Source organism: Streptomyces sp. NPDC050448, assembly GCF_040655295.1.
Lineage (GTDB): Bacteria > Actinomycetota > Actinomycetes > Streptomycetales > Streptomycetaceae > Streptomyces.
Genome location: NZ_JBFAJR010000004.1, coordinates 222,192 through 247,466, shown reverse-complemented (window position 1 = coordinate 247,466; position 25,275 = coordinate 222,192). Strand labels below are relative to the sequence as shown.

Sequence of the window (25,275 nt, the reverse complement as noted above, 5' to 3'; positions counted from 1 at the left end):
GCGCCTCGTCATCGGGCGGGCCATGCGCAGTGAGGAGCTGGGCGAGACGCTGCTGCCCAAGCGGCTCGCGCTGCCGATCTTCGCCTCGGACCCGCTCTCCTCGGTGGCCTACGCCACGCAGGAGATCCTGCTGGTCCTCACCCTGGGTGGCCTGGCGTACCTGCACTTCACGCCCTGGATCGCGGCCGCCGTCGTGGCGCTGATGACCGTGGTGGTGCTCTCGTACCGCCAGGTGGTCCACGCCTACCCGAGCGGGGGCGGCTCGTACGAGGTCGCCTCGGTCAACCTCGGGCCCTCGGCCGGTCTGGTGGTCGCGGCCTCGCTGCTGGTCGACTACGTGATGACCGTGGCCGTCTCGGTCGCCTCCGGCGTGGACAACGTCATCTCGGCGCTGCCCTCGCTGGCCGAGTACCGGGTCCTGATGGCTCTGGGCTTCGTGGCCCTGCTGACGGCGATGAACCTGCGCGGCGTGCGCGAGTCGGGGCAGGCCTTCGCCGCCCCGACGTACCTGTTCATCGGCGGCGTCCTGGTCATGGTCGGCACCGGTCTGCTGCGCTACCTCCTGGGTGACGCCCCGGTGGCCGAGAGCGCGGCGTACGGCATCACCCCGCAGGAAGGCGACGCGGATCTGGCCGGCCTGGCGCTGGTCATGCTCGTGCTGCGGGCGTTCTCCAGCGGCTGTACGGCCCTGACCGGTGTGGAGGCGATCTCCAACGGCGTCCCGGCCTTCCGCAAGCCCAAGTCGAAGAACGCCGCGACCACCATGGCCGCGATGGGCATCATTGCGATCACCATGTTCGTCGGTGTCACCACCCTCGCGATCGTCGCCAAGGTCCACATCACCGACGACTCCTGCCGGCTCACCGGCCTGGCCGACTGCGAGGCCTACACCCAGCGCACCGTCATCGCCCAGCTGGCCGCAGCCGTCTTCGGCGGCAACGACAGCATCGGCTTCTACTTCCTCCAGGCCGCCACCGCCCTGGTCCTGATCCTCGCCGCGAACACCGCCTTCAACGGCTTCCCGCTGCTCGCCTCGATCCTCGCCCAGCACCGCTACCTGCCGCGCCAGCTGCACAACCGCGGGGACCGGCTCGCCTTCTCCAACGGCATCCTCGCCCTGGCCATCGTCGCCGGCCTGCTGCTGTGGGGCTACAAGGCGAACGTCACCAGCCTCATCCATCTCTACATCCTGGGTGTCTTCACCTCCTTCACCCTGTCCCAGTCAGGCATGGTCCGGCACTGGAACCGCGAGCTGCGTACGGAGACCGACCCGGCCCTGCGCCGCCGCCACCAGCTGGCCCGGACCATCAACGCCACCGGCGCCTGCATCACCGGCCTGGTCCTCGTGATCGTGCTCGCCACCAAGTTCACCCAGGGCGCCTGGCTGGCCGTACTCGCCGCGGTCCTGCTGTGGCTGATGATGCGCGGCATCCGCCGCCACTACGACCACACCGCCGCCGAACTCGCCGTCACCGACCCCCGCGCCGAGGGCAAGATGCCCTCCCGCGTGCTGGCGATCGTCCTCGTCTCCACCGTCCACAAGCCGACCCTGCGCGCCCTGGCCTACGCCCGCGCCTTCCGGCCGGACCAACTGGAGGCCCTCACCGTCGCCGTCGACCGCGAGAGCCTGGACCACCTGCGCAAACAGTGGGAGGACTTCGAGATCGAGGTACCGCTGAAGGTCCTGGAATCCCCCTACCGCGAGATCACCAAACCTGTGGTCGAGTACGTCCGCTCCATGCGGCGTGCCGGGCCCCGCGACGTCGTCGCCGTCTTCATCCCCGAGTACGTCGTCGGCCACTGGTGGGAGAACCTCCTCCACAACCAGTCCGCCCTGTGGCTCAAGAGCCGCCTGCTGTTCACCCCCGGGGTGATGGTGACGAGCGTCCCGTGGCAGCTGACCTCCGCCGCTGTCGCCGACCACGCGGCCGCCCGCGCACCCGGCTCGGTCCGCCGGGGGGAACCCCCCAACCCTCCCGAGCACGCCGCCGCCCGCACGGAACCGAAGGGCGGCGTGCGGGACTGATCCGATGGAGCGCTCCTGCGGGCCGGCTCAGGTGATGGCCGAGGCGGGGAGTTCCGGGGGGACCGGCGGCCGAGCACCCTCCGCCGTGGGCAGGGAGAGGACCATGGTGAGGCCGCCGCCGGGGGTGTCCTCGGCGGTCAGCGTGCCACCGACGGCCTCCGTGAAGCCGCGGGCCACCGCGAGGCCGAGGCCGACTCCCGCGCCCCGCGGGGCATCGCCGTGCCGCTGGAACGGTTCGAAGATGCGGTCCTTGGCCTCGTCGGGGACACCGGGGCCGCGGTCCACGACACGAAGCTCGACCCGGTCCTGCAGGGAACTGGCGGAAACCTGGACGGGATGACCGGTCGGGCTGTACTTGACGGCGTTCTCGACGATGTTGGCGACGGCTCGTTCGAGGAGGCCGCGGTCGACGGCGACCATGGGGAGGGTTTCGGGGATGTCGAGTTCGACGCTGTCGTCGGGTACGCCGCCCAGTGCCATCGGGACGACTTCGTCGAGGTCGGTCTCGCGGATCAGTGGGACGACGGCGCCGGTGTTCAGGCGGGACATGTCCAGGAGGTTCCCGATCAGCGCGGCGAGGCGGTCGGCGCCTTCTTCGATGCCTTCCAGGAGTTCGGCCTTGTCCTCCTCGGACCATTCGATGTCGTCGGAGCGGAGCGAGGTGACAGAGGCCTTGATGCCGGCCAGCGGCGTGCGCAGGTCGTGGCTGACGGCGGCGAGCAGGGCCGTACGGATCTTGTTGGCCTCAGCGAGTTCGCGGGCTTTGCCGGCTTCGTCGACCAGGCGCTGGCGGTCGAGTACGACGGCTGCCTGGGCGGCGAAGGCGCCGAGTACGCGCCGGTCCTCGGCGGGCAGCACCCGCCCCGAGAGGGCCAGGGCCATGTTCTCGCCGATGGGCATGTCCACGTCGGCGTCCTCGGGTCGGGTGACCGGGTGGGCGCCCACAGCTGCGGCGATGGTCCAGGGTTCCACCTCGCTGACGCGTTCCAGTAGTGCGACCGACTGCATTGCGAACGTTTCGCGCAGCCGCTCCAGCAGGGCGTCCAGGGAGTTCTCGCCGCGCAGGATGCTGCCGGCGAGGAAGGAGAGGATTTCGGACTCGGCGCGCAGCCGGGCGGCTTGGTGGGTGCGGCGGGCGGCCAGGTCCACGACGGAGGCCACGGACACGGCCACCCCGAAGAAGATCGAGATGGCGACGATGTTGCGGGGGTCGGAAATGGTGAGCTGGTAGAGCGGTGGCGTGAAGAAGTAGTTGAGCAGCAGGGAGCCGAACGCGGCCGAGGCGAGTGCGGGCAGCAGGCCGCCGAGCAGGGCGGCGGCGACGGTGAAGGTGAGGAAGATCAGCATGTCGTTCGCGAGTCCGAGCTCGGGAACGACTTGGCTGAGCAGCAAGGTGAGCAGGGCGGGGCCGACGACGCCCGTGAGCCAGCCCCAGATGATGCGCGAGCGGCCCAGCCGGGCGCCCGGCGTGACCGGCAGCCCGCGGCCTCGGGCCGCTTCGTCGTGCGTGACGATGTGCACGTCGAGGTCGGGGCCGGACTCGCGGGCCACCGTGGCGCTCACCCCGGGGCCGAAGGCGTACTGCCAGGGCCTGCGGCGGCTCACACCGAGGACGATCTGGGTGGCGTTCACACCGCGGGCGAACTCCAGCAGAGCGTGGGAGACGTCGTCGCCGATGACGTGGTGGAAGGTTCCGCCGAGGTCCTCGACCAGGGTGCGCTGGACGGCCAGCTCCTTGGGAGAGGCGGAGGAGAGGCCGTCGCTGGCCGCGATGTAGACGGCCAGGACCTCGCCGCCCGCGCCCTTCTCGGCGAGGCGCGCGGCGCGGCGGATGAGCGTGCGGCCCTCCGGGCCGCCGGTCAGGCCGACCACGATGCGTTCGCGGGCCTGCCAGGTCGAGCGGATGTTGTGCTCGCCGCGGTACTCCTGGAGGTACTCGTCGACGCGGTCGGCGACCCAGAGCAGCGCGAGCTCGCGCAGGGCGGTCAGATTGCCGGGACGGAAGTAGTTCGACAGGGCCGCGTCGACGCGGTCGGGTTTGTAGATGTTGCCGTGTGCCATGCGGCGGCGCAGCGCTTGCGGGGACATGTCGACCAGCTCGATCTGATCCGCACGCCGGACGACCTCATCGGGCACGGTCTCGCGCTGGCGTACGCCGGTTATCGACTCCACCACGTCGCCCAGCGATTCAAGGTGCTGGATGTTGACCGTGGTGACGACGTCGATGCCCGCCTGGAGCAGCTCCTCGACATCCTGCCAGCGCTTGGGATTGCGCGAGCCCGGGACGTTGGTGTGCGCGAGCTCGTCGACCAGCGCGACCGCGGGGCGGCGCGCCAGTACGGCGTCCACGTCCATCTCCGTGAACGTGCTGTCACGGTACGCGATCTCTCGCCGGGCGATCGTCTCGAGCCCGTGCAGCATCACCTCCGTTCGCGGCCGGCGGTGGTGCTCGACGAAGCCGACGACGCAGTCGGTGCCGCGCTCGATCCGCCGGTGCGCCTCGGACAGCATCGCGTACGTCTTGCCGACGCCCGGTGCCGAGCCGAGGTAGATCCGGAGCTTTCCGCGTCTCATGTGGTGTCGACTTCTCGTTCTGCTCGATGTGCTGTGTCTGCGTATGCGTGATCAGGGTTCGAAGCGGTAACCCATGCCCGGTTCGGTGATCAGATAGCGGGGGTGCGAGGGGTCCGCCTCCAGTTTGCGCCGGAGCTGAGCCATGTAGACCCGAAGATAGTTGGTGTGCTCCGCGTAGGTGGGCCCCCAGACCTCCAGCAGCAGCCTGCGCTGGGAGACGAGGTGACCGGGGCGGGCGATCAGCAGCTCCAGCAGGTGCCACTCGGTCGGGGTCAGCCGGACCGTGCGGTCTCCGCGCACCACCCTCCTGGCCGCGAGATCGACGGTGAACTCGTCGGTCGTGATGCCCGAGGTACCGGCGGGGGAGCCGGTTTCTTCCTGCCGCCGGGTGGCGGCACGGAGGCGGGCCAGCAGTTCGTCCATGCTGAACGGTTTCGTCACGTAGTCGTCCGCGCCGGCGTCCAGGGCCCGGATCTTTTCCTCGGAGGTGTGGCGGGCGGAGAGCACCAGGATCGGCACCCGGCTCCAGTCGCGGACCGCCTTGATCACGTCCACGCCGTCCATGTCGGGCAGGCCGAGGTCCAGGAGGATGACGTCCGGCTTCCGGTCGGCCGCGAGCCGGATCGCCGAGCGGCCGTCGCCGGCCTCGTCGACGTCGAACTTCCGCGCCTGGAGGTTGATCTTGAGCGCGCGCACGAGCTGCGGATCGTCCTCCACCACGAGCACCCGGTTCATGGGGTGTACAGCCTTTCCTTCGTTGCGGACAGATAAAGAGCCGGTGGGGCACGGAGCCTCCGCGCCCCACCGGCTACTGATCCGTTGGAACAGGGCCATCAGCTCTTGGTCAGGGCCTTGAGGGCGATGTTGAGCTCCAGGACGTTGACGCGGGGCTCGCCCATGAAACCGAGTGTGCGGCCCTCGGTGTTGTCCTTGACGAGCTTCTCGACCTGCTTGACGTCGAGCTTGTTCTGCTCGGCGACGCGGTGGACCTGGATGGCCGCGTACTCCGGGGAGATGTTCGGATCCAGGCCGGAGCTGGAGGAGGTGACGGCGTCGGCCGGCACGTCCTGAGGCCGCACCTTGTACGTGGCCGTCGTGTTGTCCGAGACGACCGCGTCCTTGGCGTCCGTGACCAGCTTGACCAGGTCCTCGTTGTCGGCGGCCTTGTTGGTGGCGCCGGAGAGGATGAGGGAGTACTGCTGGTTGACGGTGTTGCTGCCGAGGCCGCCCGAGGGGCGCGGCTGGAACCACTTGAGGTCCGGCTTGGCCGCTTCTTCCGGGTCGTCGGGGTTCTTCTTGGGCAGGTTGTAGGTCTGCCCGATCAGCTCGGAGCCGACGACCTGGCCGCTCCCGTCCTTGATCTCGGAGCCGTTGGCCTGGTCGGTGAACGCGGCCTGGGCGATGCCGGTCACGGCGAGCGGGTAGATCACGCCGCAGATGACGGTCAGGACGAGCAGAGCACGCAGTCCGGCCCCGAGCAGGCGGGCGGTGTTTCCTACGGAGTTGTTCATGGCGGGTATCAGCCGATTCCGGGGATGAGGGTGATGAGCATGTCGATGATCTTGATGCCGATGAACGGGGCGACGAGGCCGCCGAGTCCGTAGATTCCGAGGTTGCGGCGGAGCATCTTGTCGGCGCTGGTCGGCCTGTACTGGACGCCCTTGAGGGCGAGCGGTACGAGGGCGATGATGATCAGCGCGTTGAAGATGACCGCGGAGAGGATCGCCGAGTTCGGCGAGTGCAGGCCCATGATGTTGAGCTTGTCGAGGCCGGGGTAGACCACGGCGAACATGGCCGGAATGATCGCGAAGTACTTCGCGACGTCATTGGCGATCGAGAACGTCGTCAGCGCCCCGCGCGTGATCAGGAGTTGCTTGCCGATCTCCACGATCTCGATCAGCTTGGTGGGGTTGGAGTCCAGGTCCACCATGTTCCCGGCCTCCTTGGCGGCCGAGGTGCCGGTGTTCATCGCGACGCCGACGTCCGCCTGGGCGAGGGCCGGGGCGTCGTTGGTGCCGTCGCCGGTCATCGCGACGAGCTTGCCGCCGGCCTGCTCCCGCTTGATGAGGGCCATCTTGTCCTCGGGGGTGGCCTCGGCGAGGAAGTCGTCGACGCCGGCCTCCTCCGCGATCGCCTTCGCGGTCAGCGGGTTGTCACCCGTGATCATGATGGTCTTGATGCCCATGCGGCGCAGCTCGTCGAACCGCTCGCGCATGCCCTCCTTGACCACGTCCTTGAGGTGGATGACACCCAGGATCCGGGCGCCCTTCTCGTCCTCGACGGCGACGAGCAGCGGCGTACCGCCGGCTTCGGAGATGCGGTTGGCGAGGAGGTCCGCGTCGTCGGCGACCTTGCCGCCCTGCTCCTTGACCCAGGTGATGACCGAACCGGCTGCGCCCTTACGGGTCTTGCGGCCGTCGACGTCCACGCCCGACATGCGGGTCTGGGCGGTGAACTCGATCCAAGTGGCGTGCGCGAGCTCGCCCTGGTGGCGCTCGCGCAGCCCGTACTTCTCCTTCGCCAGGACCACGATGGAACGGCCCTCGGGGGTCTCGTCCGCCAGCGAGGACAGCTGGGCGGCGTCGGCCAGCTCGGCCTCCGTCGTGCCCTTGACCGGGACGAACTCGGCGGCCTGGCGGTTGCCGAGGGTGATGGTTCCCGTCTTGTCGAGCAGCAGCGTCGAGACGTCGCCCGCGGCCTCGACCGCACGCCCGGACATGGCCAGCACATTGCGCTGGACCAGGCGGTCCATGCCCGCGATACCGATCGCCGAGAGCAGCGCGCCGATGGTCGTCGGGATCAGGCAGACGAGCAGGGCGGTGAGCACGATCATCGACTGCTTGGCGTCCGCGTAGATCGCGAACGGCTGGAGCGTGACGACCGCGAGCAGGAAGACGATCGTGAGGGACGCCAGCAGGATGTTGAGGGCGATCTCGTTGGGGGTCTTCTGCCGGGCCGCGCCCTCCACGAGGGCGATCATGCGGTCGATGAAGGTTTCGCCGGGCTTCGTGGTGATCTTGATGACGATCCGGTCCGAGAGGACCTTCGTGCCGCCGGTGACGGCGGAGCGGTCGCCGCCCGACTCGCGGATGACCGGGGCGGACTCGCCCGTGATGGCGGACTCGTCGACGGAGGCGACGCCTTCGACGACGTCGCCGTCACCGGGGATGATGTCGCCGGCCTCGCACACCACCCGGTCGCCGATACGGAGGTCCGTGCCCGGGACCTCCTCCTCGCCGGAGTCGGTCAGGCGGCGGGCGACGGTGTCGGTTTTGGCCTTGCGCAGGGTGTCGGCCTGGGCCTTGCCGCGGCCTTCGGCGACGGCCTCCGCGAGGTTCGCGAAGATCGTGGTCAGCCACAGCCAGGCGGTGATGGCCCAGCCGAACCAGTCCGTGGGGTCCTTGATCGCGAGGAGGGTGGTGACCACCGAGCCGACGAGGACGACGAACATGACCGGCGACTTGATCATGACGCGCGGGTTGAGCTTCTTCACCGCGTCGGGGAACGACTTCAGCAGGGCCTTGGGGTCGAACAGGCCACCGCCCACTCGCCCGGCGTCCGGCTTGTGCCCGGTGGGGATGTCCTCGTGCGGGGCACGGGTTGGGGTGATGGTGCTCATGATGCGAGCCCTTCAGCGAGCGGACCCAGCGCGAGGGCGGGGAAGTAGGTCAGGCCGGTGATGATGACGATGGTGCCGACGAGCAGGCCCGTGTAGAGCGGCTTGTCGGTGCGCAGGGTGCCTGCGGTCTCGGGGACCGGCTTCTGCTCGGCGAGCGAGCCGGCCAGTGCCAGGACGAACACCATGGGCAGGAAGCGGCCCAGCAGCATCGCGATACCGGTGGTGGTGTTGAACCACTGGGTGTCGGCGTTCAGGCCCGCGAAGGCCGAGCCGTTGTTGTTTCCGGCCGAGGTGTAGGCGTAGAGGACCTCGGAGAAGCCGTGCGCCCCGCTGTTGGCCATCGAGTGGGCAGGGGTGGGCAGGGCCATCGCGGCTGCGGTGAAGCAGAGCACCAGCGCCGGGGTGATGAGGATGTAGCAGGCTGCGAACTTGATCTCGCGGGTGCCGATCTTCTTGCCCAGGTACTCGGGGGTGCGGCCGACCATCAGGCCGGCGATGAACACGGCGATGATCGCCATGACGAGCATGCCGTAGAGGCCGGAGCCGACGCCGCCGGGTGCGATTTCGCCGAGCTGCATGCCCAGGAGCTGGATGCCGCCGCCCAGGCCGGTGAAGGAGGAGTGGAAGCCGTCCACCGCGCCGGTCGAGGTCAGGGTCGTGGAGACCGAGAAGATCGAGGTGGCGCCGATGCCGAAGCGGGTCTCCTTGCCTTCCATGGCGCCGCCCGCGGCCTGGAGAGCCGGGCCGTGGTGGGAGAACTCGGTCCACATCATCAGACCGACGAAGACCAGCCAGATCGTCGCCATCGTCGCGAGGATCGCGTAGCCCTGACGGATGCTGCCGACCATGCGGCCGAAGGTGCGCGTCAGAGCGAACGGGATCACCAGGATCAGGAAGATCTCGAAGAGGTTGGTGAACGGGGTGGGGTTCTCGAAGGGGTGGGCCGCGTTGGCGTTGAAGTAACCGCCGCCGTTGGTGCCCAGCTCCTTGATCGCCTCCTGCGAGGCGACTGCGCCGCCGTTCCACTGCTGCGTCCCGCCAAGGAACTGGCCGACCTCGTGGATTTTGGCGAAGTTCTGGATGGCGCCGCAGGCGACCAGGATGATCGCGCCGATCACGGAGATGGGCAGCAGGATGCGGACGGTGCCGCGGACCAGGTCGGCCCAGAAGTTGCCGAGCTCACCGGTGCGGGAGCGTGCGAAGCCCCGTACGAGGGCCACGGCGACGGCCATGCCGACCGCGGCCGAGACGAAGTTCTGCACCGCCAGGCCGCCGGTCTGCACGACGTGGCCCATGGCCTGCTCGCCGTAGTACGACTGCCAGTTGGTGTTCGACACGAAGGACGCGGCGGTGTTGAACGCCTGGTCCGGGTCGATCGACTGGAAGCCGAGCGAGCCCGGCAGGATGCCCTGCACCCTTTGCAGGAGGTAGAGGAAGAGGACGCTCACCGCGGAGAAGGCGAGGACGCCGCGCAGGTACGCGGGCCAGCGCATTTCGGCGGTCGGGTTGGCGCCGATCGCCTTGTAGATCCACTTCTCCGGCCTGTAGTGCTTCTCGGAGGAGTAGACCCGGGCCATGTAGTCACCCAGCGGGCGGTAGGCCAGCGCGAGCGCGGCGATCAGTGCGAGCAGCTGGAGCACACCAGCGGTTACGGGGCTCATATCAGTGCTCAGAACCTCTCCGGGTACACAAGGGCGAGGACGAGGTAACCCAGCAGGGAGACGGCCACGAGGAGGCCGACGATGTTCTCGGCAGTCACAGCTTGGCCACCCCTCGGGCGATGAGAGCCACCAGCGCGAACACCGCGACCGTGGTGACGACGAAGGCCAGATCGGCCACCGTGAGCTCCTGGATGAAGTGATGAAATGGATTCGGCCAGACCGGCCGATGAAGAGCAAAGCGCAAGCTCAGCGGGGCGTTAAGAGTCCTTGACGGGCTTCATACGGGCACGGCGGAACTCTTGATGCCGTCCTTACGCCTACGCCGCTCAGCCCAGGGGTGTCAGGCCCGCGGTGTCCAGGGCGGCGCCGGCGTGTGCGGCGAGGGCCACAGCCACCAGGCGGGCCGTCTGTGACGGCAGGGGGCCCGGGGGTCGGTCACTGGTCCGCCGAGCGCCCCGCCGGCCGGCGGGCCTAGGCGGCCCTCAACGGCTTCGGCGCACTCCTGACCGGCGCCTCGGCGGTGGTTGTCACCGCCACCAAGTTCACCGAGGGTGCCTGGCTGATCGTCGTCGCCCTGCCGCTGCTCGTCCTCGGCTTCGAGAAGATCCACCGCACCTATGCGCGGATCGGCGAGAGGCTGGAGCTCGGCCGGATCCCGCAGCCGCCGATGCGGACCCGCTCGCTGGTCGTCGTACCGGTCTGCGGGCTGTCGAAGCCGACCTGTCAGGCCCTGACCGCCGGCCGTTCGCTGGGTGACGAGGTCCTCGCGGTCACCGTCACCCACCCCACACCGGAGGACCGTGCGGCGACCGAGGCCCTGCGTCGGGACTGGGAGCTCTGGAACCCGGGGGTCGAACTCGTCGAACTCGTCTCACAGACGCGTGCGCTCGGCCGTCCGGTCTCCGGGTACGTACGCGAACTCGCAGACGCACATCCCGACGCTCAGGTCACCGTACTCATCCCGGAGACCGAGCCGGCACGCCTGTGGCAGTGGATGCTCCAGAACCAGCGCGGCTCCGTCGTCGCCCACGCCGTGCGCCGCGACACCGGCGCGGTGATCTGCCGGCTGCGCTTCCGCATGGCCGGCGACGTGCACTGACGCGTCCTTGGCGCGCCTTTGACGGCTCTCCGTACACAGCCGTCAAGGATCCGGCAATTCCCCTGTCCTTCACGGGAATCACTCAGACCCTGGCGGTAAGTTCCTGCCCGTCCCGCCACCGGGGACCAGACCCATCCGCATGACGACGGCCAGAGGGGGCCCATGCCGAGAGGTCCCCGGAGTCGGGCCCCTCGCTCACCCCTCGCGCACACCTGCCGATCCCGTCACAAAGGCCACTTCATGTCTTCCGCTGCCGCGCAGCACATTCCGCCGGGTCTCGGGACTCGACCTCCCTCCCCGGTGACCCGGCCGCCCCGCAAGCGCCCCGGACCCGCGAACATGCTGGAACCCGAACGGCTCGCGGCCTCGGCCCGTGAGGCGGTGCGCAAGCTCCATCCACGTGAACTGGTCCGCAAACCCGTGCTGTTCGTCGTTGCCGTTGGCTCGGTCCTGACCACCCTCTCCGGGTTACTGCACCCGTCGGTCTTCACCTGGGTGATCAGCATCTGGCTCTGGCTGACCGTGCTCTTCGCCAACTTCGCCGAGGCCGTCGCCGAAGGCCGCGGTCGCGCGCAGGCCGAGTCGTTGCGCAAGGCCCGTACGGACACGGTGGCCCTGCGGTTGCAGCACTGGACGTACGGCACCAACCTGCGCCGCGCCGAGACGGAGGCCGTCAGCCCCGCCGAACTCCAGCCCTTCGACTTCGTCCTGGTCGAAGCCGGCGAGATGATTCCGGCCGACGGAGACGTCGTGGACGGCGCCGCCATGATCGACGAGTCCGCCGTCACTGGTGAATCGGCGCCCGTACTACGCGAGTCGGGCGGCGACCGGTCCGGAGTCACGGGCGGGACGACCGTCCTGTCCGACTCCGTCGTCATACGGGTCACCTCGCACCCCGGACGCAGCTTCCTGGACCGCATGATCGCGCTGGTCGAAGGAGCCAGCCGGCAGAAGACCCCGAACGAGATCGCCCTCAACATCCTGCTGGCGGCCCTGACGGTGGTGTTCGTGCTGGTGGTGGTGAGCCTCCAGCCGATGGCCGCCCACGCGCACGCCTCCCCGTCCACGGCCGTGCTGGTGGCGCTGCTCGTCACGCTCATCCCCACCACCATCGGCGCCCTGCTCTCGGCGATCGGCATCGCCGGCATGGACCGCCTCGTCCAGCGCAACGTCCTGGCGATGAGCGGCCGGGCCGTGGAGGCGGCGGGCGACGTGAACACCCTGCTCCTCGACAAGACGGGCACCATCACCACCGGCAACCGCGAGGCCGAGCGCTTCATCCCACTGCCCGGCACCGACCACGGCAAGCTCGCCGACGCCGCCCAGCTGTCCTCACTCGCGGACGACACCCCCGAGGGCCGCTCCGTGGTCGCCCTTGCCGAGGCGTTCGGCCTGACGCCTCCCGCCGAGCACGAGCTGAGCAACCCGCGCTTCGTGGCGTTCAGCGCCAAGACCCGGATGAGCGGCATCAACCTCAGCTGGGACAACGGCGCCGGCTGCGCCATCCGCAAGGGCGCCGTCCAGCAGGTCGCCGACTGGGTGACGATGCGGGGCGGTACCGTGCCGCCCGAGGCCCCCGAGTGGGCCGCCACCGTGTCGCAGTCGGGCGGAACGCCCCTGCTGGTCGCCGTCCACGACTGGGACGGACCCCGGGTCCTCGGGATCATCCACCTCAAGGACGTGGTGAAGGAGGGCATCCGGGACCGCTTCGCGGAGCTGCGGCGGATGGGCATCCGTACCGTCATGGTCACCGGCGACAATCCGCTGACCGCGCGCGCCATCGCCGCCGAGGCCGGCGTCGACGAGTACCTGGCCGAGGCCACCCCCGAGGACAAACTCGCCCTCATCAAGCGGGAGCAGGAAGGCGGCAAGCTGGTCGCGATGACCGGCGACGGCACCAACGACGCCCCCGCCCTCGCCCAGGCCGACGTCGGCGTGGCGATGAACACGGGCACCTCGGCCGCCAAGGAGGCCGGGAACATGGTGGACCTCGACTCCAACCCGACCAAGCTCATCGAGATCGTACGGATCGGCAAGCAGCTCCTCATCACACGCGGCGCCCTGACGACCTTCTCGATCACCAACGACGTGGCGAAGTACTTCGCGATCATCCCGGCGATGTTCACATCGGCGTACCCGGGGCTCGGCGCGCTCAACATCATGGGGCTGCAGAGCCCCACCTCGGCCATCACCTCCGCGATCATCTTCAACGCCCTGATCATCGTGGCCCTGATCCCGCTCGCCCTGCGGGGCGTCCGCTACACCCCGGCCTCCGCACACGACCTGCTCCGCCGCAACCTCGCCGTCTACGGCCTCGGCGGCCTCGTCCTGCCCTTCGTCGGCATCAAGCTCATCGACCTCGTGGTCTCCACCATCCCCGGCCTTGGATGAGGGCCGAGCGGCCCCATGCCATCGCGGCTCCGCGTTAAGGACGCGTCAGGATTGCGCCCCGCGCGTGCAGGCTTTAACGGCTTCCGTACGCTGGCTCAGCCATCGCTTCGATGGCTGGATCCAAGCCGTACGACATGGAGCAACCTACGATGGCGATTGCCACCCCCACGAGCCGCCTGCGATCGTGGCTATTGGAAGGCCTGACTGAGCAGACGAAGCATCAGTCAGGTTCCCAGCCCGAGACCGCGGGGACTGCGGTCCACGGGCGGCCGTGGTGGCGGGTGATGTGCCTGACGGGCCTCGACTACTTCTCGACGCTGGGCTACCAGCCGGGCATCGCGGCGCTGGCCGCCGGTCTGCTGTCGCCGGTCGCGACGATCGTGCTGGTGATACTCACCCTCTTCGGCGCGCTGCCGGTCTACCGGCGCGTCGCCGAGGAGAGCCCGCACGGCGAGGGATCCATAGCCATGCTGGAGCGGCTGCTCTCCTTCTGGAAGGGCAAGCTGTTCGTCCTGACCCTGCTGGGCTTCGCCGCGACCGACTTCCTGATCACCATCACCCTCTCGGCGGCCGACGCCACCGCACACCTGGTGGAGAACCCGCACCTCACCAGCACGCTCAACGGCCACCAGATGATCATCACCCTGATCATGATCGCCCTGCTCGGGGCGGTCTTCCTCAAGGGATTCAGCGAGGCCATCGGCGTGGCCGTGGTCCTGGTGATCTCCTACCTCGCGCTGAACGTCGTCGTCATCGCCGTCGGCCTCTGGAAGGTGATCTCGGAGCCGCACGTCATCGGCGACTGGACCGAGGCGCTGACCGCCGAGCACGGCAACCCGATCATGATGGTCGCCATCGCCCTCCTCGTCTTCCCCAAGCTGGCGCTCGGCATGTCCGGCTTCGAGACCGGTGTCGCGGTCATGCCGCACGTCCAAGGAGACCCGGACGACACCGACGAGAAGCCGGCCGGCCGCATCCGTGACACCAAGAAGCTGCTGACCACCGCCGCCGTGATCATGAGCGTCTTCCTGATCACCAGCAGCTTCGTCACCACCCTGCTGATCCCCGCCGACCAGTTCAAGCCGGGCGGCGAGGCCAACGGCCGCGCCCTGGCCTTCCTCGCCCACGAGAACCTCGGCTCCGCCTTCGGCACGGTCTACGACGTCTCGACCATCCTGATCCTGTGGTTCGCGGGCTCCTCGGCCATGGCCGGCCTGCTCAACCTGATGCCGCGCTACCTGCCCCGCTACGGCATGGCCCCCCACTGGGCCCGCGCCCTGCGCCCGATGGTCATCGTGTTCACCCTGATCGCGTTCCTGGTGACCTGGCTCTTCGACGCCGACGTCGACGCCCAGGGTGGTGCCTACGCCACCGGTGTTCTCGTCCTGTTCACCTCTGCCGCCGTCGCCGTGACCATCGCCGCCCGCCGCGCCGGCCAGCGCGGCTGGGCCATCGCCTTCGCCGCGATCTCGGTCGTCCTGCTCTACACCACCGGCGTCAACGTCATCGAACGCCCCGACGGCGTGAAGATCGGCGCCTGCTTCATCGCCGGCATCATGGCCCTCTCCCTCCTCTCCCGCCTCGCCCGGGTCTTCGAGCTGCGCGTCACCCACGTGGAGCTCGACGACATGGCGCAACGCTTCATTCGCGACACCGCCAACCGCACGATCCGCTTCATCGCCAACGAGCCGGGCAGCCGGGACCTCGACGAGTACCGGCAGAAGAAGCTGCAGATCCGCGCCGACAACGACATCCCGTCCGAGGACGACGTCATGTTCGTCGAGGTCACCGTGCTGGACGCGTCCGAGTTCGAAGCCGGCATGCGGGTGCGCGGCGAGGTCCTGCATGACCGCTACCGCGTCCTGACGCTGGAGAGTTCCTCCATCCCCAACGCGCTGGCCGCCCTCCTCCTGTACGTGCGCGACGAGACCGGGCAGCGCCCCCACATCTACTTCGAGTGGACCGAGGGCAACCCGATGGCGAACTTCCTGCGCTTCTTCCTCTTCGGACAGGGCGAGGTAGCCCCGGTCACACGCGAGGTCATCCGCGAGGCCGAACCCGACCGCAGCCGCCGCCCGCACGTCCACGCCGGCTGACGCCAAGCGTCGGAAGACCGACAGGATCCCGCCGCATCCTCGCCTTGGTGAGGATGCGGCGGGATTCCCGCTGCACGCTCGTCGAGGTCGCAGGTGTTTCCGGTTCCGTACGTCTCCCAGGCGGGGAACTCGTCTTCGTCCGGTACGTATTCGCCCGGAACGAGCAGGCAGGCGTCCAGCGCCGCGAGGAGGGATTCACCGCGCAGGCGGGTGCCGATGAAGACCAGCCCCTGGCCCTGCGCGGTGCCGGGTCCACGCGTGCCGGACGGTTCGAAGGCGGAAACGGTCGTTGGTGCGGCCTTCTAACGGGGCCTGGTTCCGGAAATGGTCCGGATCTTGGTGGGTGTCCTCTCGGGAGGGATGGGCGTCCATCAACTGACGCCATGGCGCCATGACGGCGGACGGAGTCGGACCATCGCTCACTTCCCGGCGCCTGTGCTGCGTGCGGCTCAGCCCGTTCTGAGGAGGTCGTCGACGGCGTTCTTGGACAGTTCGACCCTCACCAGGGCGGCTGCCAACCGTGGCAATGTCTCCGTGTCGACCAGGCGGGCGAGGCGGTCGGGCGAGGACGGGAGGCCGAGCTTGGAGGCGGCCTCCCGCGCGCGGTCGTCGAACGACGGGCGCAGCTCCGGCCATACGGTTTGGGCCTCGCGGCAGAAGATGTCCGCTCCCACCGGACCGATCCGCGGGATCTCCCGCAGCAGTTCGCGGATCCGTTCGGGGTCCCGGCCGGCGGCATCGCGGAGCTGGCGCAGGTCGCCGCGGTACCGGTCGAGGACGAGTTCCGCTCCGGCGCCCAGCGCGGTGGCCGTGCTCTCGTCGTAGCGGCGGTAGTGGGCGCGGCCGAGCGCGTCCACCCGATCCTGCCAGGAGGAGTCCGCCATGGCCCGGGGTGTCCGCATCCCGGCTCCGAACAGCTCGCGGGCGGCGGCTACGGCGATGTCGGCCTTGATGCGTACGGAGAAGAGCACGCAGAGGGTGAGCAGTTGGTAGAGGGGCGCGGGTGTGTTCCGCAGCTTGATGCCGGCTTCCTCGGCATGGGTCCGCCCGTACGCGTCCATCAGCCTTCGTACGGTCGTGTGTCGTCGCTGTGTCATGGCGTCGGGTTCGTTTCGTCACGGGTCAGTGCGGTGAGGAGGCTGCGGGCCTTTCGCAGAGAGCGGGGCCGGGGAGGGTCCCGCCAGGGGTCTTCCTTGAGCAGATCTTCGACGGTGGGCAGGGTCCAGCGGCGGGCGGTGAGGTCGGGGTCGTCGAGATCGCGCAAGGACAGTGGGGCGGCGACGGGGGCGCCGGGGCGGGCGCGGACGGCGTAGGGGGCGACGGCGGTCTGGGCGTAGGCGTTGCGCCCGATGTCGAGGTAGAGGCGGCCGTGGCGGGCCTTCTTCCTGGGCTCGGTGGTGAACCGGCCGGGGTGGCGGCCGGCCAGGACGTCGGCGACACCGCGCGCGAAGGCGCGTACGTCGTCGAACGGCGTGCGGCGGTCGAGGGGGACCACGACGTGGAGACCGCGGGAGCCTGTGGTCATGAGTAGAGACGGCAGTTCCAGCTCGTCCAGGAGCTGGCGGAGCCCGAGCGCGGCGTCCCGCACCGGAGTGAAGTCTTCGCCGGTCGGATCGAGGTCGAACACCAGCCGGTCCGGATGGTCGGGCCGGTCTGCCTTGGAGAGGAAGCGGTGCGGGGTGGTGCACGCCTGGTCGGTGAGGTAGAGCAGGGTGGCGGTGTCGTCGCAGATCACGTAGGTGATGGTGCCGTCCTCTTTGGGCAGCTCGGCACGGTGGATCCAGTCCGGGAAGTGGTCCGGGGCGTCCTTCTGCATGAAGGCCGGGCCGTCGATCCCGTCGGGGTGCCGTTCCAGCATGAGGGGCCGTCCGCGCAGGTGGGGCAGCATGCGCTGGGCGACCGTGCGGTAGTAGTCGGCGAGGTCGGCCTTGGTGATGCCGTCACCGGGGAAGAGGACCTTGTCCGGGCGGCTGATCTCGACGGTGTGGCGGCCGGTTCGTATGTGCTCCGGCGGCGTGGGCTGGTTTCTCGGGGTCATCGGGCCCTCCCGACCGGTTGCTCGCGGACCACCTCGGCCGGCGGCTTGTCGTCGCGCAGTCCCAGGTAACGGGGGTGGCGCAGCAGGCCGGCGGTGGTCCATTCGGTGAAGGCGACCTGCGCGACCAGCGCGGGGCGCACCCAGTGGACGGCCCGCTCCCGGACCTCGCCGGCGGGCAGCGGCGGCTGCTCCTGTTCGAGGCGGTCGAGGCGGCGGCGCAGGCTGCGGAGGGTGGCGGCGTCGTAGCCGGTGCCGACTTTGCCGGCGTAGCGCAGCCGGCCGTTCTGGTGGTAGCCGAGGAGCAGGGCTCCGAAGCCGATGCGCTGGCCGGCCGGCTCGGTGAATCCGCAGATGACGAACTCCTGGCCGCCCGAGCACTTGAGTTTGAGCCAGTCGGTGGACCGGCGGTGGGCGTACGGCGCGTTGGCGCGTTTGGCGATCAGGCCCTCCCACCCCCGGGCGCACGCATCGTCGAGGAGAGCGGGGTCGAACCGGTTCCGGTGCGGGGTGAAGCGCAGCGGCGGGCGGAAGCCGAAGGCGTCGCGCAGCAGCGCCTTCCGGGCGCGCAGGGGCAGCCGCGTGGTGTCGTACCCGTCCAGGAGCAGCAGGTCGAAGAGGTAGTACGTGACGCGCACCGTGCTGGCCTGTACGGCTTCGGGGGCGGTGAGACCCATGCGCTGCTGGAGGAGCGCGAAGTCGGTACGGCCGCGCCGCAGGGCGACCAGTTCGCCGTCCACCGTGAAATCGGGGCAGTCCTGGGCCGTGAGCGCTTCGACGACCTCCGGGTAGGTGGCGTTGAGCGGCTTCCCGCTACGGGAGAGCAGTCGGGGTTCTCCCTGGTGGCGGGAATCGAGTACCCGGACGCCGTCCAGTTTCCGTTCGAAGATCCAGCCTTCGTCGAAGTCACGGCGTGCACTGAGGGTGGCGAGCATGGGAGTGCCCGGCGCGGCGGGTGCCGGGCGCAGCAGACGCCGCTGCTCCTGCGGTAGCCGGTCGAGGGGCGGGGTCAAGGGTGGTCACCCCGCCCGGGGCGTGGCGTCGGCGGCGACCTGGTTCAGGGTCCGGCCGGTACGGACGGACCGTGCCCGCCGGGGGTCGGGCGTACCGGTCGAGGAGGCCCGCTCGTCGGCGTGCTTGACCAGCAGCCAGGCCTCCTTCCCGCCCTCCCCGGTATCGCGGATGCGGGTGAGCGAGTAGCCGCCGTGCAGCTTGCGGCCGTCGAGCTGGAACGAGGCGTGCCCCTGCTCCAGCGCCTCGCTGAGCGGGATCTCGTGGCCGTCGTGGTCGGTGGTGGCGTTGCGGTACGTTCCCTGGTCCCAGACGATCACCGTGCCGCCGCCGTACTGGCCTTCCGCAATCGTGCCCTCGAAGTCGCGGTAGGCCAGCGGATGGTCCTCGGTCGGTGTCGCGAAGCGCTTGTCGTGCGGGTCGTTGGAGGGCCCCTTGGGGACGGCGAAGGATTTCAGTACGCCGTCTGCTTCCAGCCGGAAGTCGAAGTGCATGCTGCGGGCGTCGTGGATCTGCACCACATACGAGGGCTGCTCGTCGGACGGTTCTTCGAGGCTTCCCTCGGGCTCGGCCGTCTTGGGGAAGTCACGTCGCCGGTGGTAATGAGCCAGTGATCTCTTGGCTGTCATCGCAGCCTCCTCACACCGTGGGGCAAGGGGCCCTACCAACGCGGCTACCCGGCATTGCGGCCATCAACCGCAGTGGCCCTCCGCCGCACACCCACGGAGAGCGACGGGCCGGTACTGCCCGTGGGCGCGGGGCGGGCGTTTCCGCGCCCTCGGGATGGGCAGGCGGGCGGGTATGGATCAGTCGAGGACGCCCGTTTTGGATGCGCTGGACGCCTACCACGAGTCCGGTCAGACGCCGTTCACTCCGCCGGGACACAAGCAGGGACGCGGGGCCGACCCCCGGGTGCGCGCCGTGCTGGGCGACGCCGTGTTCCGTTCGGACGTCCTGGCCACCAGTGGCCTGGACGACCGCACCTCTTCCAAGGGGATCGTCGAGGAGGCGCAGGCGCTCATGGCCGAGGCCGTGGGCGCCGAGCACGCCTTCTTCTCCACCTGCGGCAGTTCACTGTCCGTGAAGTCCGCCATGCTCTCGGTGGCCGGGCCGCACGAGGAGCTGGTCGTGGGACGAGACGCCCACAAGTCGGTGGTCTCGGGCCTGGTCCTGTCCGGCATCCGCCCCATCTGGGTCGATCCGCAGTGGGACGTCGAACGCCACCTGGCCCACCCGCCCTCTGCCGAGGCGTTCGAGGAGGCGCTGGCCTCGCACCCCGACGCTCGCGGTGCGCTGGTCACCACCCCCACCCCCTACGGCACTTGCTCGGACCTGGCCGCCATCGCCGAAGTCTGCCACCGCCGCGGCGTACCCCTCATCGTCGACGAGGCGTGGGGCGCCCACCTGCCCTTCCACCCCGACCTGCCGACCTGGGCGATGGACGCCGGCGCCGACGTGTGCGTCACCTCGGTGCACAAAATGGGCTCCGGTCTGGAACAGAGCTCGGTCTTCCACCTCCAAGGCGACCTGGTGGCCCCCGAAGTACTCAAGGGCCGCGAGGACCTGCTGGGCACCACCAGCCCCTCCGTCCTCGTGTACGCGGCCCTCGACGGCTGGCGGCGCCAGATGGTCGAGCACGGCAAAGCCCTCTACGACGACGCGCTCGCCCTCGCCGGCCAGGTCCGCGACCGGATCTCCCGCATCGACGGCCTACACGTCCACGACCGCACTGACTTCTGCGGCCCCGGCAAAGCCACCGACCTGGACCCCCTCCAGATCATCATCGACATCAGTGCCTGCCAGGTCACCGGCTACCGGGCCGCCGACTGGCTGCGCCGGCACCACCACATCAACCTCCACGTCTGCGACCACCGCCGCATCAGCGCCCAGCTCACCCACGCCGACGACGACCACACCGCCGGCATTCTGCTCACCGCACTCACCGACTTCGCCGCCCACGCCCCCCGACTGCGCACCGGACAGCCCGTGCACGTCCCCTCGCCCACCGGACTCCGCCTGGAGCAGGCGCTACTGCCCCGGGACGCATTCTTCGGACGCACCGAACAAGTCCCGTGGGAGCAGGCCGAAGGACGCATCGCCGCAGAAATGCTCACCCCCTACCCGCCCGGCATCCCCGCCGCACTGCCCGGCGAACGCCTGACCGCAGACGTCCTGCGCTACCTCCGCACCGGAGTCGAGGCCGGCATGGTCGTCCCCGATGCCGTCGACACCGATGCGACCAGCGTCAGGGTGCTGCGTGAAGAGGGCTGAACAGGCCAGACCGGAATCGGCCGGGCGGGATGGCGGCAGCAGGGGCGCGGCGTCGTGTTCGTGGTCGCGGGGCGGTTGAGACGGGTGACCTCACCGGCCTGGCCGCGATCGACGAGGCGGTGGGCGTCGATGGCGAGGGCGGGAGCCGCGAGGAGGCAGGCGGCCCAGCTGACCGGAAGGCGGTCAGCAGCCAGCGGGTGCCGGCGGCTACGACAGGTGTGAGATGGGCGGACACGGCGGCTTTGCGTAGCGGCAAGCGACGGGCGGGCGGCATGACGCGTCACCGTCCGTCCGGGGCGGCGGGCCCGGACGCGTATCTGCGGCCCGCCGTCCCGGACCGGAGGTCAGGACTTGCCGCGGCCGGTCACGAAGTCGCGTGCCCGGTCCACCAAGCCGGCGCCCGGTGCGAGGAGTTTGCTGGCCGTGGGGCTGCTCGGTGCGGCGGGGTGCGGCCGGGTGGGCGCCATGGCCTTGGCGCGGCGGATCTTGTCGGTGCGCCGCTCCGGCGGAGCGGGGTTGCCGGCTACCGGCGTGATCATCTCCAGCGGAGGCGCGGCCGACATGTCGAGGCGGTGCGGGCCGGCCGATTCCTGCCACGTCCTGGGAGCGGATTGCACACTCGGTGCACATGGACGTCCTCGGATGTTCTGGCGGAGCATGCGGCCGGGAGGGAGGCGTCCTGCCGCGGCTGCCTGTGCCGAACACGACAGGCTGCCCGTGGCTGTCCTCACGTCCCCTGGCCGCGGTGGGCAGCAGCATCAGGTGGTGAACCGGAGGAGTGGCAGGGTGACGGAGGAAAGGTGCCGGAGGCTCCGAACCGGGCGGTGCGAATGTGTTGACCGGACAGGGCGTGTGGAGGGGTTAGGGCCGACGCGGGTTGGTTGCGGTCTCGGCCTGGTCCCACACCGTCTCGAACGCCAGCCTCAAGCAGGCGGCCAGCGCCGGGTGTTCGATGTAGAGCGCGGTGGTGGCACGGGTGCCGGCCACGGGGTCGGGCATGTCGCACAGGACCTGTGAGGCGTCGGCGATGATCAGCTTCAGCGGCAGCGCCGGTGCGAACCGGGCTTCCTCGCCCGCTTCGCCGAACCGGCGTACGTTCTCCAGGACTTCGGTGTCGCCGAGCCCGTCATGGGTGTAGACGGCGCGGGCGGTACCCCCGGCCCGGCGCAGTCTGCGGACGGCCTTGATGCCCTCGTTGTTGGCCGCGGGGGCCACGAAGGGCGGCTTGCAGAAGCTGAGAAGTTCGTGCGTGGCCTGCCGTTGGATGCTCGCGAAACGGTCGGCGATCGCCTTGGGGTCGCGCAGGACCTCGATGTAGTCGAGGGGGTCGGTGTGTGTCTGTCCGTCGGACCAGATCGGCGCCAAGGCGGCGGCGAGCGCCGTCGACGCCTGATTCAGCCGTTCCAGTGACTCCCTTTGAAGGGCCATCAGACGGGCAAGAGCCAGCTCGGGGGCCACGGCGGAGAAGGTGGCCACCCGTCCGGGACGCAGGAGGGCGAGGCGCCGCCGGACGAGCGCGTCCAGTACGTCGTACACGCGCTGGCGGGGGACGTCAGCAGCGCGGGCCACCTCCGCCGCCGTGAAGGACTCGCGCCTGACCAAAGTGAGGTAGACCCGTGCCTCGTACCGGGACAGCCCGAGTTCGACAAGGTCGTTGACCGCGCTGTCATCCAACTCCATGGCAGAGCACGGTATACCCGGAGATCAGTTACCAAAAGAAAGCCTTTGCCCTAAGGGGGTATTCCCTTGGGCCGGTTCGTCACTACGTTCTGCGTGGCCACCACTCCACGTGGTGACAGCTCGCACCAATGAACCCGTGCCACTCGCCATACCGCGTCGACGCCGTCGAAACTGGCATGTCATGGACGTGTCAGTCGAAGGTCATCCCACGTCGCGGGGAGTCAACCCCCCATGGAGGGCCGTTCATTGCAATCGACCATGTCCCAGCGCGCCAGACGGCTGACCCGTAGCGGCGCCACCGCCTTACTCTCGGCGGTGGCCCTCATATCGGGCGGCATGCTGGCAGTCGCCTCCCCATCCGTCGCCTCGATCGCCCCCGCGGGCGCTTCGGGCGCCACGGCCGCGCACGCCCAGCGGCTCTGCTCGGAGCCCACGAAGCCCGGCTTCATGGCCTGCCACGCGCTGGCCCGCACCGACATCAAGCAGCAGCTCAGCCTCGCGCCCAATCTGGTTCCGTCCGGCTACGGACCCGCTGACCTGCAGAGCGCGTACGCCCTTTCGGCCTCGGCGGGCGCTGGTGCGACGGTCGCCATCATCGACGCGTACGACGACCCGAACGCCGAGTCCGACCTTGCGGCGTACCGCTCCCAGTACGGTCTGCCGGCCTGCACCACGGCCAACGGCTGCTTCAAGAAGGTCGACCAGAACGGCGGGACCAGCTATCCGACCGCCGACTCGGGGTGGGCCGGTGAGATCTCCCTCGACGTGGACATGGTCAGCGCGGTCTGCCCGCAGTGCCACATCCTGCTCGTGGAGGCGAACCAGCCCTCCATGGCCGACCTGGGCGCTGCCGTGAACCGCGCGGTGACCATGGGGGCGAAGTACGTCTCCAACAGCTACGGCGGCGGCGAGGACTCCACCGACCCCAGCTCCGACGCCTCGTACTTCAACCACCCGGGCGTCGCGATCACCGTCAGCTCCGGTGACAGCGGCTACGGGGTCGAGTACCCGGCGGCCTCCCAGTACGTCACCTCGGTCGGCGGCACGTCGCTGAACCGTGCCGGCGGCACCACCCGCGGCTGGTCCGAATCGGTCTGGGGCACCAGCGCCGGCGGCAACGGCGCCGGTTCCGGCTGCTCCGCCTACACCACCAAGCCCTCCTGGCAGAGTGACAGCGGCTGCGCCAAGCGCACCGTCTCCGACGTCTCGGCGGTCGCCGACCCGGCCACCGGCCTCGCCGTCTACGACAGCTACCAGGCCAGCGGCTGGAACGTCTACGGCGGTACCAGCGCCTCGGCGCCGATCATCGCCGCCGTCTACGCCCTCGCCGGAACCCCGGCCGCCGGCAGCTACCCGTCGTCGTACCCCTACGCCCACACCTCCTCGCTCAACGACGTGACCAGCGGCGCCAACGGCTCCTGCGGCAGCAGCTACCTCTGCACCGCCAAGTCCGGCTACGACGGCCCGACCGGCCTCGGCACCCCCAACGGCACCGCTGCCTTCACGGGCGGCTCCACCGGAGGCAACACCATCACGGTGACCAACCCCGGCAGCCGCTCCACCACCGTCAACACGGCCGCCTCACTGCAAATCCAGGCCACCGACTCCGCCAGCGGTCAGACCCTCACCTACAGCGCCACCGGACTCCCGCCCGGCCTGTCCATCAGCAGCTCGACCGGCCTGATCAGCGGTACGCCGACCATCGCGGGCAGCTACAGCGTGACGGTCACCGCCAAGGACACCACCAACGCGAGCGGCACCACCTCCTTCACCTGGACCGTCACCCCGGTGGGCGGCAGCTGCGCCCCGGTACAGCTCCTCGGCAACGCCGGCTTCGAGACCGGCAGCGCCAGTCCGTGGACCGCCTCCGCGGGCGTGGTCGACAACGGCAGCGGGGAGGCGGCGCACTCCGGCTCCTGGAAGGCGTGGCTCGACGGCTACGGCTCCACGCACACCGACTCGCTCTCCCAGTCGGTGACGATCCCGGCCGGCTGCCACGCCACCCTCAGCTACTACCTGCACATCGACACCGCGGAGACGACCACCGCCACCGCCTACGACAAGCTGAGCGTGCAGGCCAACTCCACCACCCTGGCCTCCTACTCCAACCTCAACAAGAACACCGGCTACGTGCAGAAGTCCTTCGACCTGTCCTCGTTCGCGGGGCAGACGGTGACCCTCAAGTTCACCGGAACCGAGGACTCCAGCCTGCAGACCTCGTTCGTGATCGACGACACCGCGCTCACCATCAGCTGACCGCTCGGTGAAAGACGGGCCCGGACCGCAGGCATCGGTCCGGGCCCGTCCGCCTGTGCGGCGCCGCCCGCGCCTCTCAGCCGACTACCACGGTCACCTGCCAGCGGGACATCGCCGCACAGCTCATCGCGCCGGGCGCAGCCGACCCGGGACAGTTCCGAATCGTGGCCGTGAGGACCGCCTGGCCAGCCGACACGCCACGGAAAACGTGATCCGAGACGGCGGCAAGCGCCGTCCCCGACACGGTCACGGGCACGTCGGCGGATCCTGGCAGTGACACCCGCACCGTGCCGTTCAGGTCCAGGCAGACCCGATGACCATTGTCGGCCGTCGTGACGACCACCTCGCTGCTGGTCACGCAACCGGCCTCGGGCGAGGATCCCGCCCTTGCCGCCCCTGGCGCCTGATCCACCGCGCCCGCACCACAACCGGCCGTCACCAGCAGGACGGCGAGAACCACACCTACACGCTCACGCATCCGACGACCTCCCGTACGGAGCAGCCCCGGTCGACGCTTGGACGCAGCCGGCAGGGTCCCGGTTCCATCGACCGAGCG

18 protein-coding genes and 2 pseudogenes are annotated in these 25,275 nt (G+C 69.6%); 6 read left to right on the top strand and 14 right to left on the bottom strand.

The window, feature by feature from the left end:
• The first annotated feature begins 22 nt into the window (after nucleotides 1–22).
• Entirely contained in the window at nucleotides 23–2,026 is a 2,004-nt protein-coding gene (locus AB0I68_RS07835; RefSeq protein WP_363176439.1) for an APC family permease, read from the top strand.
• Nucleotides 2,027–2,053: 27 nt separating this feature from the next.
• Here AB0I68_RS07835 and AB0I68_RS07830 read toward each other — a convergent pair whose 3' ends face one another.
• From AB0I68_RS07830 to AB0I68_RS07800, 7 genes are all read right to left on the bottom strand, one after another.
• Entirely contained in the window at nucleotides 2,054–4,600 is a 2,547-nt protein-coding gene (locus AB0I68_RS07830) for a sensor histidine kinase KdpD (RefSeq protein WP_363176328.1), read from the bottom strand.
• Nucleotides 4,601–4,651: 51 nt separating this feature from the next.
• Nucleotides 4,652–5,335 (bottom strand): response regulator, encoded by a 684-nt coding sequence (locus tag AB0I68_RS07825; protein ID WP_363176327.1) that lies wholly within the window; start codon nucleotides 5,333–5,335, stop codon nucleotides 4,652–4,654.
• A 98-nt stretch (nucleotides 5,336–5,433) separates the two neighbouring features.
• Nucleotides 5,434–6,111, bottom strand: coding sequence for a potassium-transporting ATPase subunit C (locus AB0I68_RS07820; RefSeq protein ID WP_363176326.1), 678 nt, complete (start codon nucleotides 6,109–6,111; stop codon nucleotides 5,434–5,436).
• A gap of 8 nt (nucleotides 6,112–6,119) precedes the next feature.
• Nucleotides 6,120–8,219 carry a potassium-transporting ATPase subunit KdpB gene (gene kdpB, locus AB0I68_RS07815; protein WP_363176325.1) on the bottom strand — a complete coding sequence of 700 codons (2,100 nt, stop codon included), beginning with the start codon at nucleotides 8,217–8,219 and terminating at the stop codon, nucleotides 6,120–6,122.
• Nucleotides 8,216–9,880, bottom strand: a complete 1,665-nt coding sequence (gene kdpA / locus AB0I68_RS07810) for a potassium-transporting ATPase subunit KdpA (RefSeq protein ID WP_363176324.1) — start codon at nucleotides 9,878–9,880, stop codon at nucleotides 8,216–8,218. Before kdpA ends, kdpB (AB0I68_RS07815) begins: the two co-directional genes overlap by 4 nt.
• Before the next feature lie 8 nt (nucleotides 9,881–9,888).
• Nucleotides 9,889–9,978 carry a K(+)-transporting ATPase subunit F gene (gene kdpF / locus AB0I68_RS07805; protein ID WP_037836701.1) on the bottom strand — a complete coding sequence of 30 codons (90 nt, stop codon included), beginning with the start codon at nucleotides 9,976–9,978 and terminating at the stop codon, nucleotides 9,889–9,891.
• Nucleotides 9,975–10,124, bottom strand: coding sequence for a hypothetical protein (locus tag AB0I68_RS07800; RefSeq protein ID WP_363176323.1), 150 nt, complete (start codon nucleotides 10,122–10,124; stop codon nucleotides 9,975–9,977). The genes kdpF and AB0I68_RS07800 overlap by 4 nt, the downstream gene beginning before the upstream one ends.
• 207 nt (nucleotides 10,125–10,331) lie before the next feature.
• On the opposite strand from AB0I68_RS07800, the pseudogene AB0I68_RS07795 reads away from it, so the two are divergent.
• The 3 genes and pseudogenes from AB0I68_RS07795 to AB0I68_RS07785 all read left to right on the top strand — a co-directional run.
• Nucleotides 10,332–10,979 (top strand): annotated as a pseudogene (locus tag AB0I68_RS07795) (amino acid permease); the annotation flags it as partial.
• A 339-nt stretch (nucleotides 10,980–11,318) separates the two neighbouring features.
• Nucleotides 11,319–13,370 carry a potassium-transporting ATPase subunit KdpB gene (gene kdpB, locus AB0I68_RS07790; protein ID WP_363176322.1) on the top strand — a complete coding sequence of 684 codons (2,052 nt, stop codon included), beginning with the start codon at nucleotides 11,319–11,321 and terminating at the stop codon, nucleotides 13,368–13,370.
• A gap of 134 nt (nucleotides 13,371–13,504) precedes the next feature.
• Nucleotides 13,505–15,466, top strand: coding sequence for an amino acid transporter (locus tag AB0I68_RS07785; RefSeq protein WP_363176438.1), 1,962 nt, complete (start codon nucleotides 13,505–13,507; stop codon nucleotides 15,464–15,466).
• Nucleotides 15,467–15,915: 449 nt separating this feature from the next.
• On the opposite strand, the gene AB0I68_RS07780 is transcribed toward AB0I68_RS07785, so the two are convergent.
• From AB0I68_RS07780 to AB0I68_RS07765, 4 genes are read right to left on the bottom strand one after another with little or no spacing between them, the layout of a single operon-like run.
• On the bottom strand, nucleotides 15,916–16,563 hold the full coding sequence (locus AB0I68_RS07780; RefSeq protein ID WP_363176321.1) for an endonuclease: 648 nt from the start codon (nucleotides 16,561–16,563) through the stop codon (nucleotides 15,916–15,918).
• Complete coding sequence (gene ligD, locus AB0I68_RS07775) at nucleotides 16,560–17,504, bottom strand: non-homologous end-joining DNA ligase (protein WP_363176320.1); 945 nt, start codon at nucleotides 17,502–17,504, stop codon at nucleotides 16,560–16,562. The genes AB0I68_RS07780 and ligD (AB0I68_RS07775) overlap by 4 nt, the downstream gene beginning before the upstream one ends.
• Nucleotides 17,501–18,514, bottom strand: a complete 1,014-nt coding sequence (gene ligD, locus AB0I68_RS07770; RefSeq protein ID WP_363176319.1) for a non-homologous end-joining DNA ligase — start codon at nucleotides 18,512–18,514, stop codon at nucleotides 17,501–17,503. Before ligD (AB0I68_RS07770) ends, ligD (AB0I68_RS07775) begins: the two co-directional genes overlap by 4 nt.
• A 6-nt stretch (nucleotides 18,515–18,520) precedes the next feature.
• Nucleotides 18,521–19,141 carry a DNA polymerase ligase N-terminal domain-containing protein gene (locus tag AB0I68_RS07765; RefSeq protein ID WP_363176318.1) on the bottom strand — a complete coding sequence of 207 codons (621 nt, stop codon included), beginning with the start codon at nucleotides 19,139–19,141 and terminating at the stop codon, nucleotides 18,521–18,523.
• A gap of 172 nt (nucleotides 19,142–19,313) precedes the next feature.
• Between AB0I68_RS07765 and AB0I68_RS07760 the strand changes: the two genes are divergently transcribed.
• Nucleotides 19,314–20,783 carry an ornithine decarboxylase gene (locus tag AB0I68_RS07760; RefSeq protein ID WP_363176317.1) on the top strand — a complete coding sequence of 490 codons (1,470 nt, stop codon included), beginning with the start codon at nucleotides 19,314–19,316 and terminating at the stop codon, nucleotides 20,781–20,783.
• Between the two features lie 344 nt (nucleotides 20,784–21,127).
• Here the strand turns inward: AB0I68_RS07760 and AB0I68_RS07755 are convergent.
• Both AB0I68_RS07755 and AB0I68_RS07750 read right to left on the bottom strand, forming a co-directional pair.
• A pseudogene (locus AB0I68_RS07755) lies at nucleotides 21,128–21,274 on the bottom strand (hemerythrin domain-containing protein); the annotation flags it as partial.
• A gap of 370 nt (nucleotides 21,275–21,644) precedes the next feature.
• Complete coding sequence (locus tag AB0I68_RS07750; RefSeq protein WP_363176316.1) at nucleotides 21,645–22,463, bottom strand: helix-turn-helix domain-containing protein; 819 nt, start codon at nucleotides 22,461–22,463, stop codon at nucleotides 21,645–21,647.
• A gap of 258 nt (nucleotides 22,464–22,721) precedes the next feature.
• Between AB0I68_RS07750 and AB0I68_RS07745 the strand changes: the two genes are divergently transcribed.
• The gene (locus tag AB0I68_RS07745) at nucleotides 22,722–24,719 is read left to right on the top strand and encodes a putative Ig domain-containing protein (RefSeq protein WP_363176437.1); all 1,998 of its coding nucleotides are present in this window, start codon (nucleotides 22,722–22,724) and stop codon (nucleotides 24,717–24,719) included.
• Between the two features lie 76 nt (nucleotides 24,720–24,795).
• Here the strand turns inward: AB0I68_RS07745 and AB0I68_RS07740 are convergent, their stop codons facing one another.
• On the bottom strand, nucleotides 24,796–25,197 hold the full coding sequence (locus tag AB0I68_RS07740) for a hypothetical protein (RefSeq protein ID WP_363176315.1): 402 nt from the start codon (nucleotides 25,195–25,197) through the stop codon (nucleotides 24,796–24,798).
• Nucleotides 25,198–25,275: the final 78 nt, after the last annotated feature.

Coding starts and splice junctions, on each gene's coding strand:
- AB0I68_RS07765 (WP_363176318.1), bottom strand. CDS start 19,141: ATGACAGCCAAGAGATCACTGGCTCATTACCACCGGCGACGTGACTTC.
- AB0I68_RS07760 (WP_363176317.1), top strand. CDS start 19,314: ATGGATCAGTCGAGGACGCCCGTTTTGGATGCGCTGGACGCCTACCAC.
- AB0I68_RS07780 (WP_363176321.1), bottom strand. CDS start 16,563: ATGACACAGCGACGACACACGACCGTACGAAGGCTGATGGACGCGTAC.
- ligD (WP_363176320.1), bottom strand. CDS start 17,504: ATGACCCCGAGAAACCAGCCCACGCCGCCGGAGCACATACGAACCGGC.
- AB0I68_RS07785 (WP_363176438.1), top strand. CDS start 13,505: ATGGAGCAACCTACGATGGCGATTGCCACCCCCACGAGCCGCCTGCGA.
- AB0I68_RS07820 (WP_363176326.1), bottom strand. CDS start 6,111: ATGAACAACTCCGTAGGAAACACCGCCCGCCTGCTCGGGGCCGGACTG.
- kdpB (WP_363176325.1), bottom strand. CDS start 8,219: ATGAGCACCATCACCCCAACCCGTGCCCCGCACGAGGACATCCCCACC.
- AB0I68_RS07750 (WP_363176316.1), bottom strand. CDS start 22,463: ATGGAGTTGGATGACAGCGCGGTCAACGACCTTGTCGAACTCGGGCTG.
- AB0I68_RS07835 (WP_363176439.1), top strand. CDS start 23: ATGCGCAGTGAGGAGCTGGGCGAGACGCTGCTGCCCAAGCGGCTCGCG.
- AB0I68_RS07740 (WP_363176315.1), bottom strand. CDS start 25,197: ATGCGTGAGCGTGTAGGTGTGGTTCTCGCCGTCCTGCTGGTGACGGCC.
- kdpB (WP_363176322.1), top strand. CDS start 11,319: ATGCTGGAACCCGAACGGCTCGCGGCCTCGGCCCGTGAGGCGGTGCGC.
- AB0I68_RS07745 (WP_363176437.1), top strand. CDS start 22,722: ATGTCCCAGCGCGCCAGACGGCTGACCCGTAGCGGCGCCACCGCCTTA.
- AB0I68_RS07825 (WP_363176327.1), bottom strand. CDS start 5,335: ATGAACCGGGTGCTCGTGGTGGAGGACGATCCGCAGCTCGTGCGCGCG.
- kdpA (WP_363176324.1), bottom strand. CDS start 9,880: ATGAGCCCCGTAACCGCTGGTGTGCTCCAGCTGCTCGCACTGATCGCC.
- AB0I68_RS07830 (WP_363176328.1), bottom strand. CDS start 4,600: ATGAGACGCGGAAAGCTCCGGATCTACCTCGGCTCGGCACCGGGCGTC.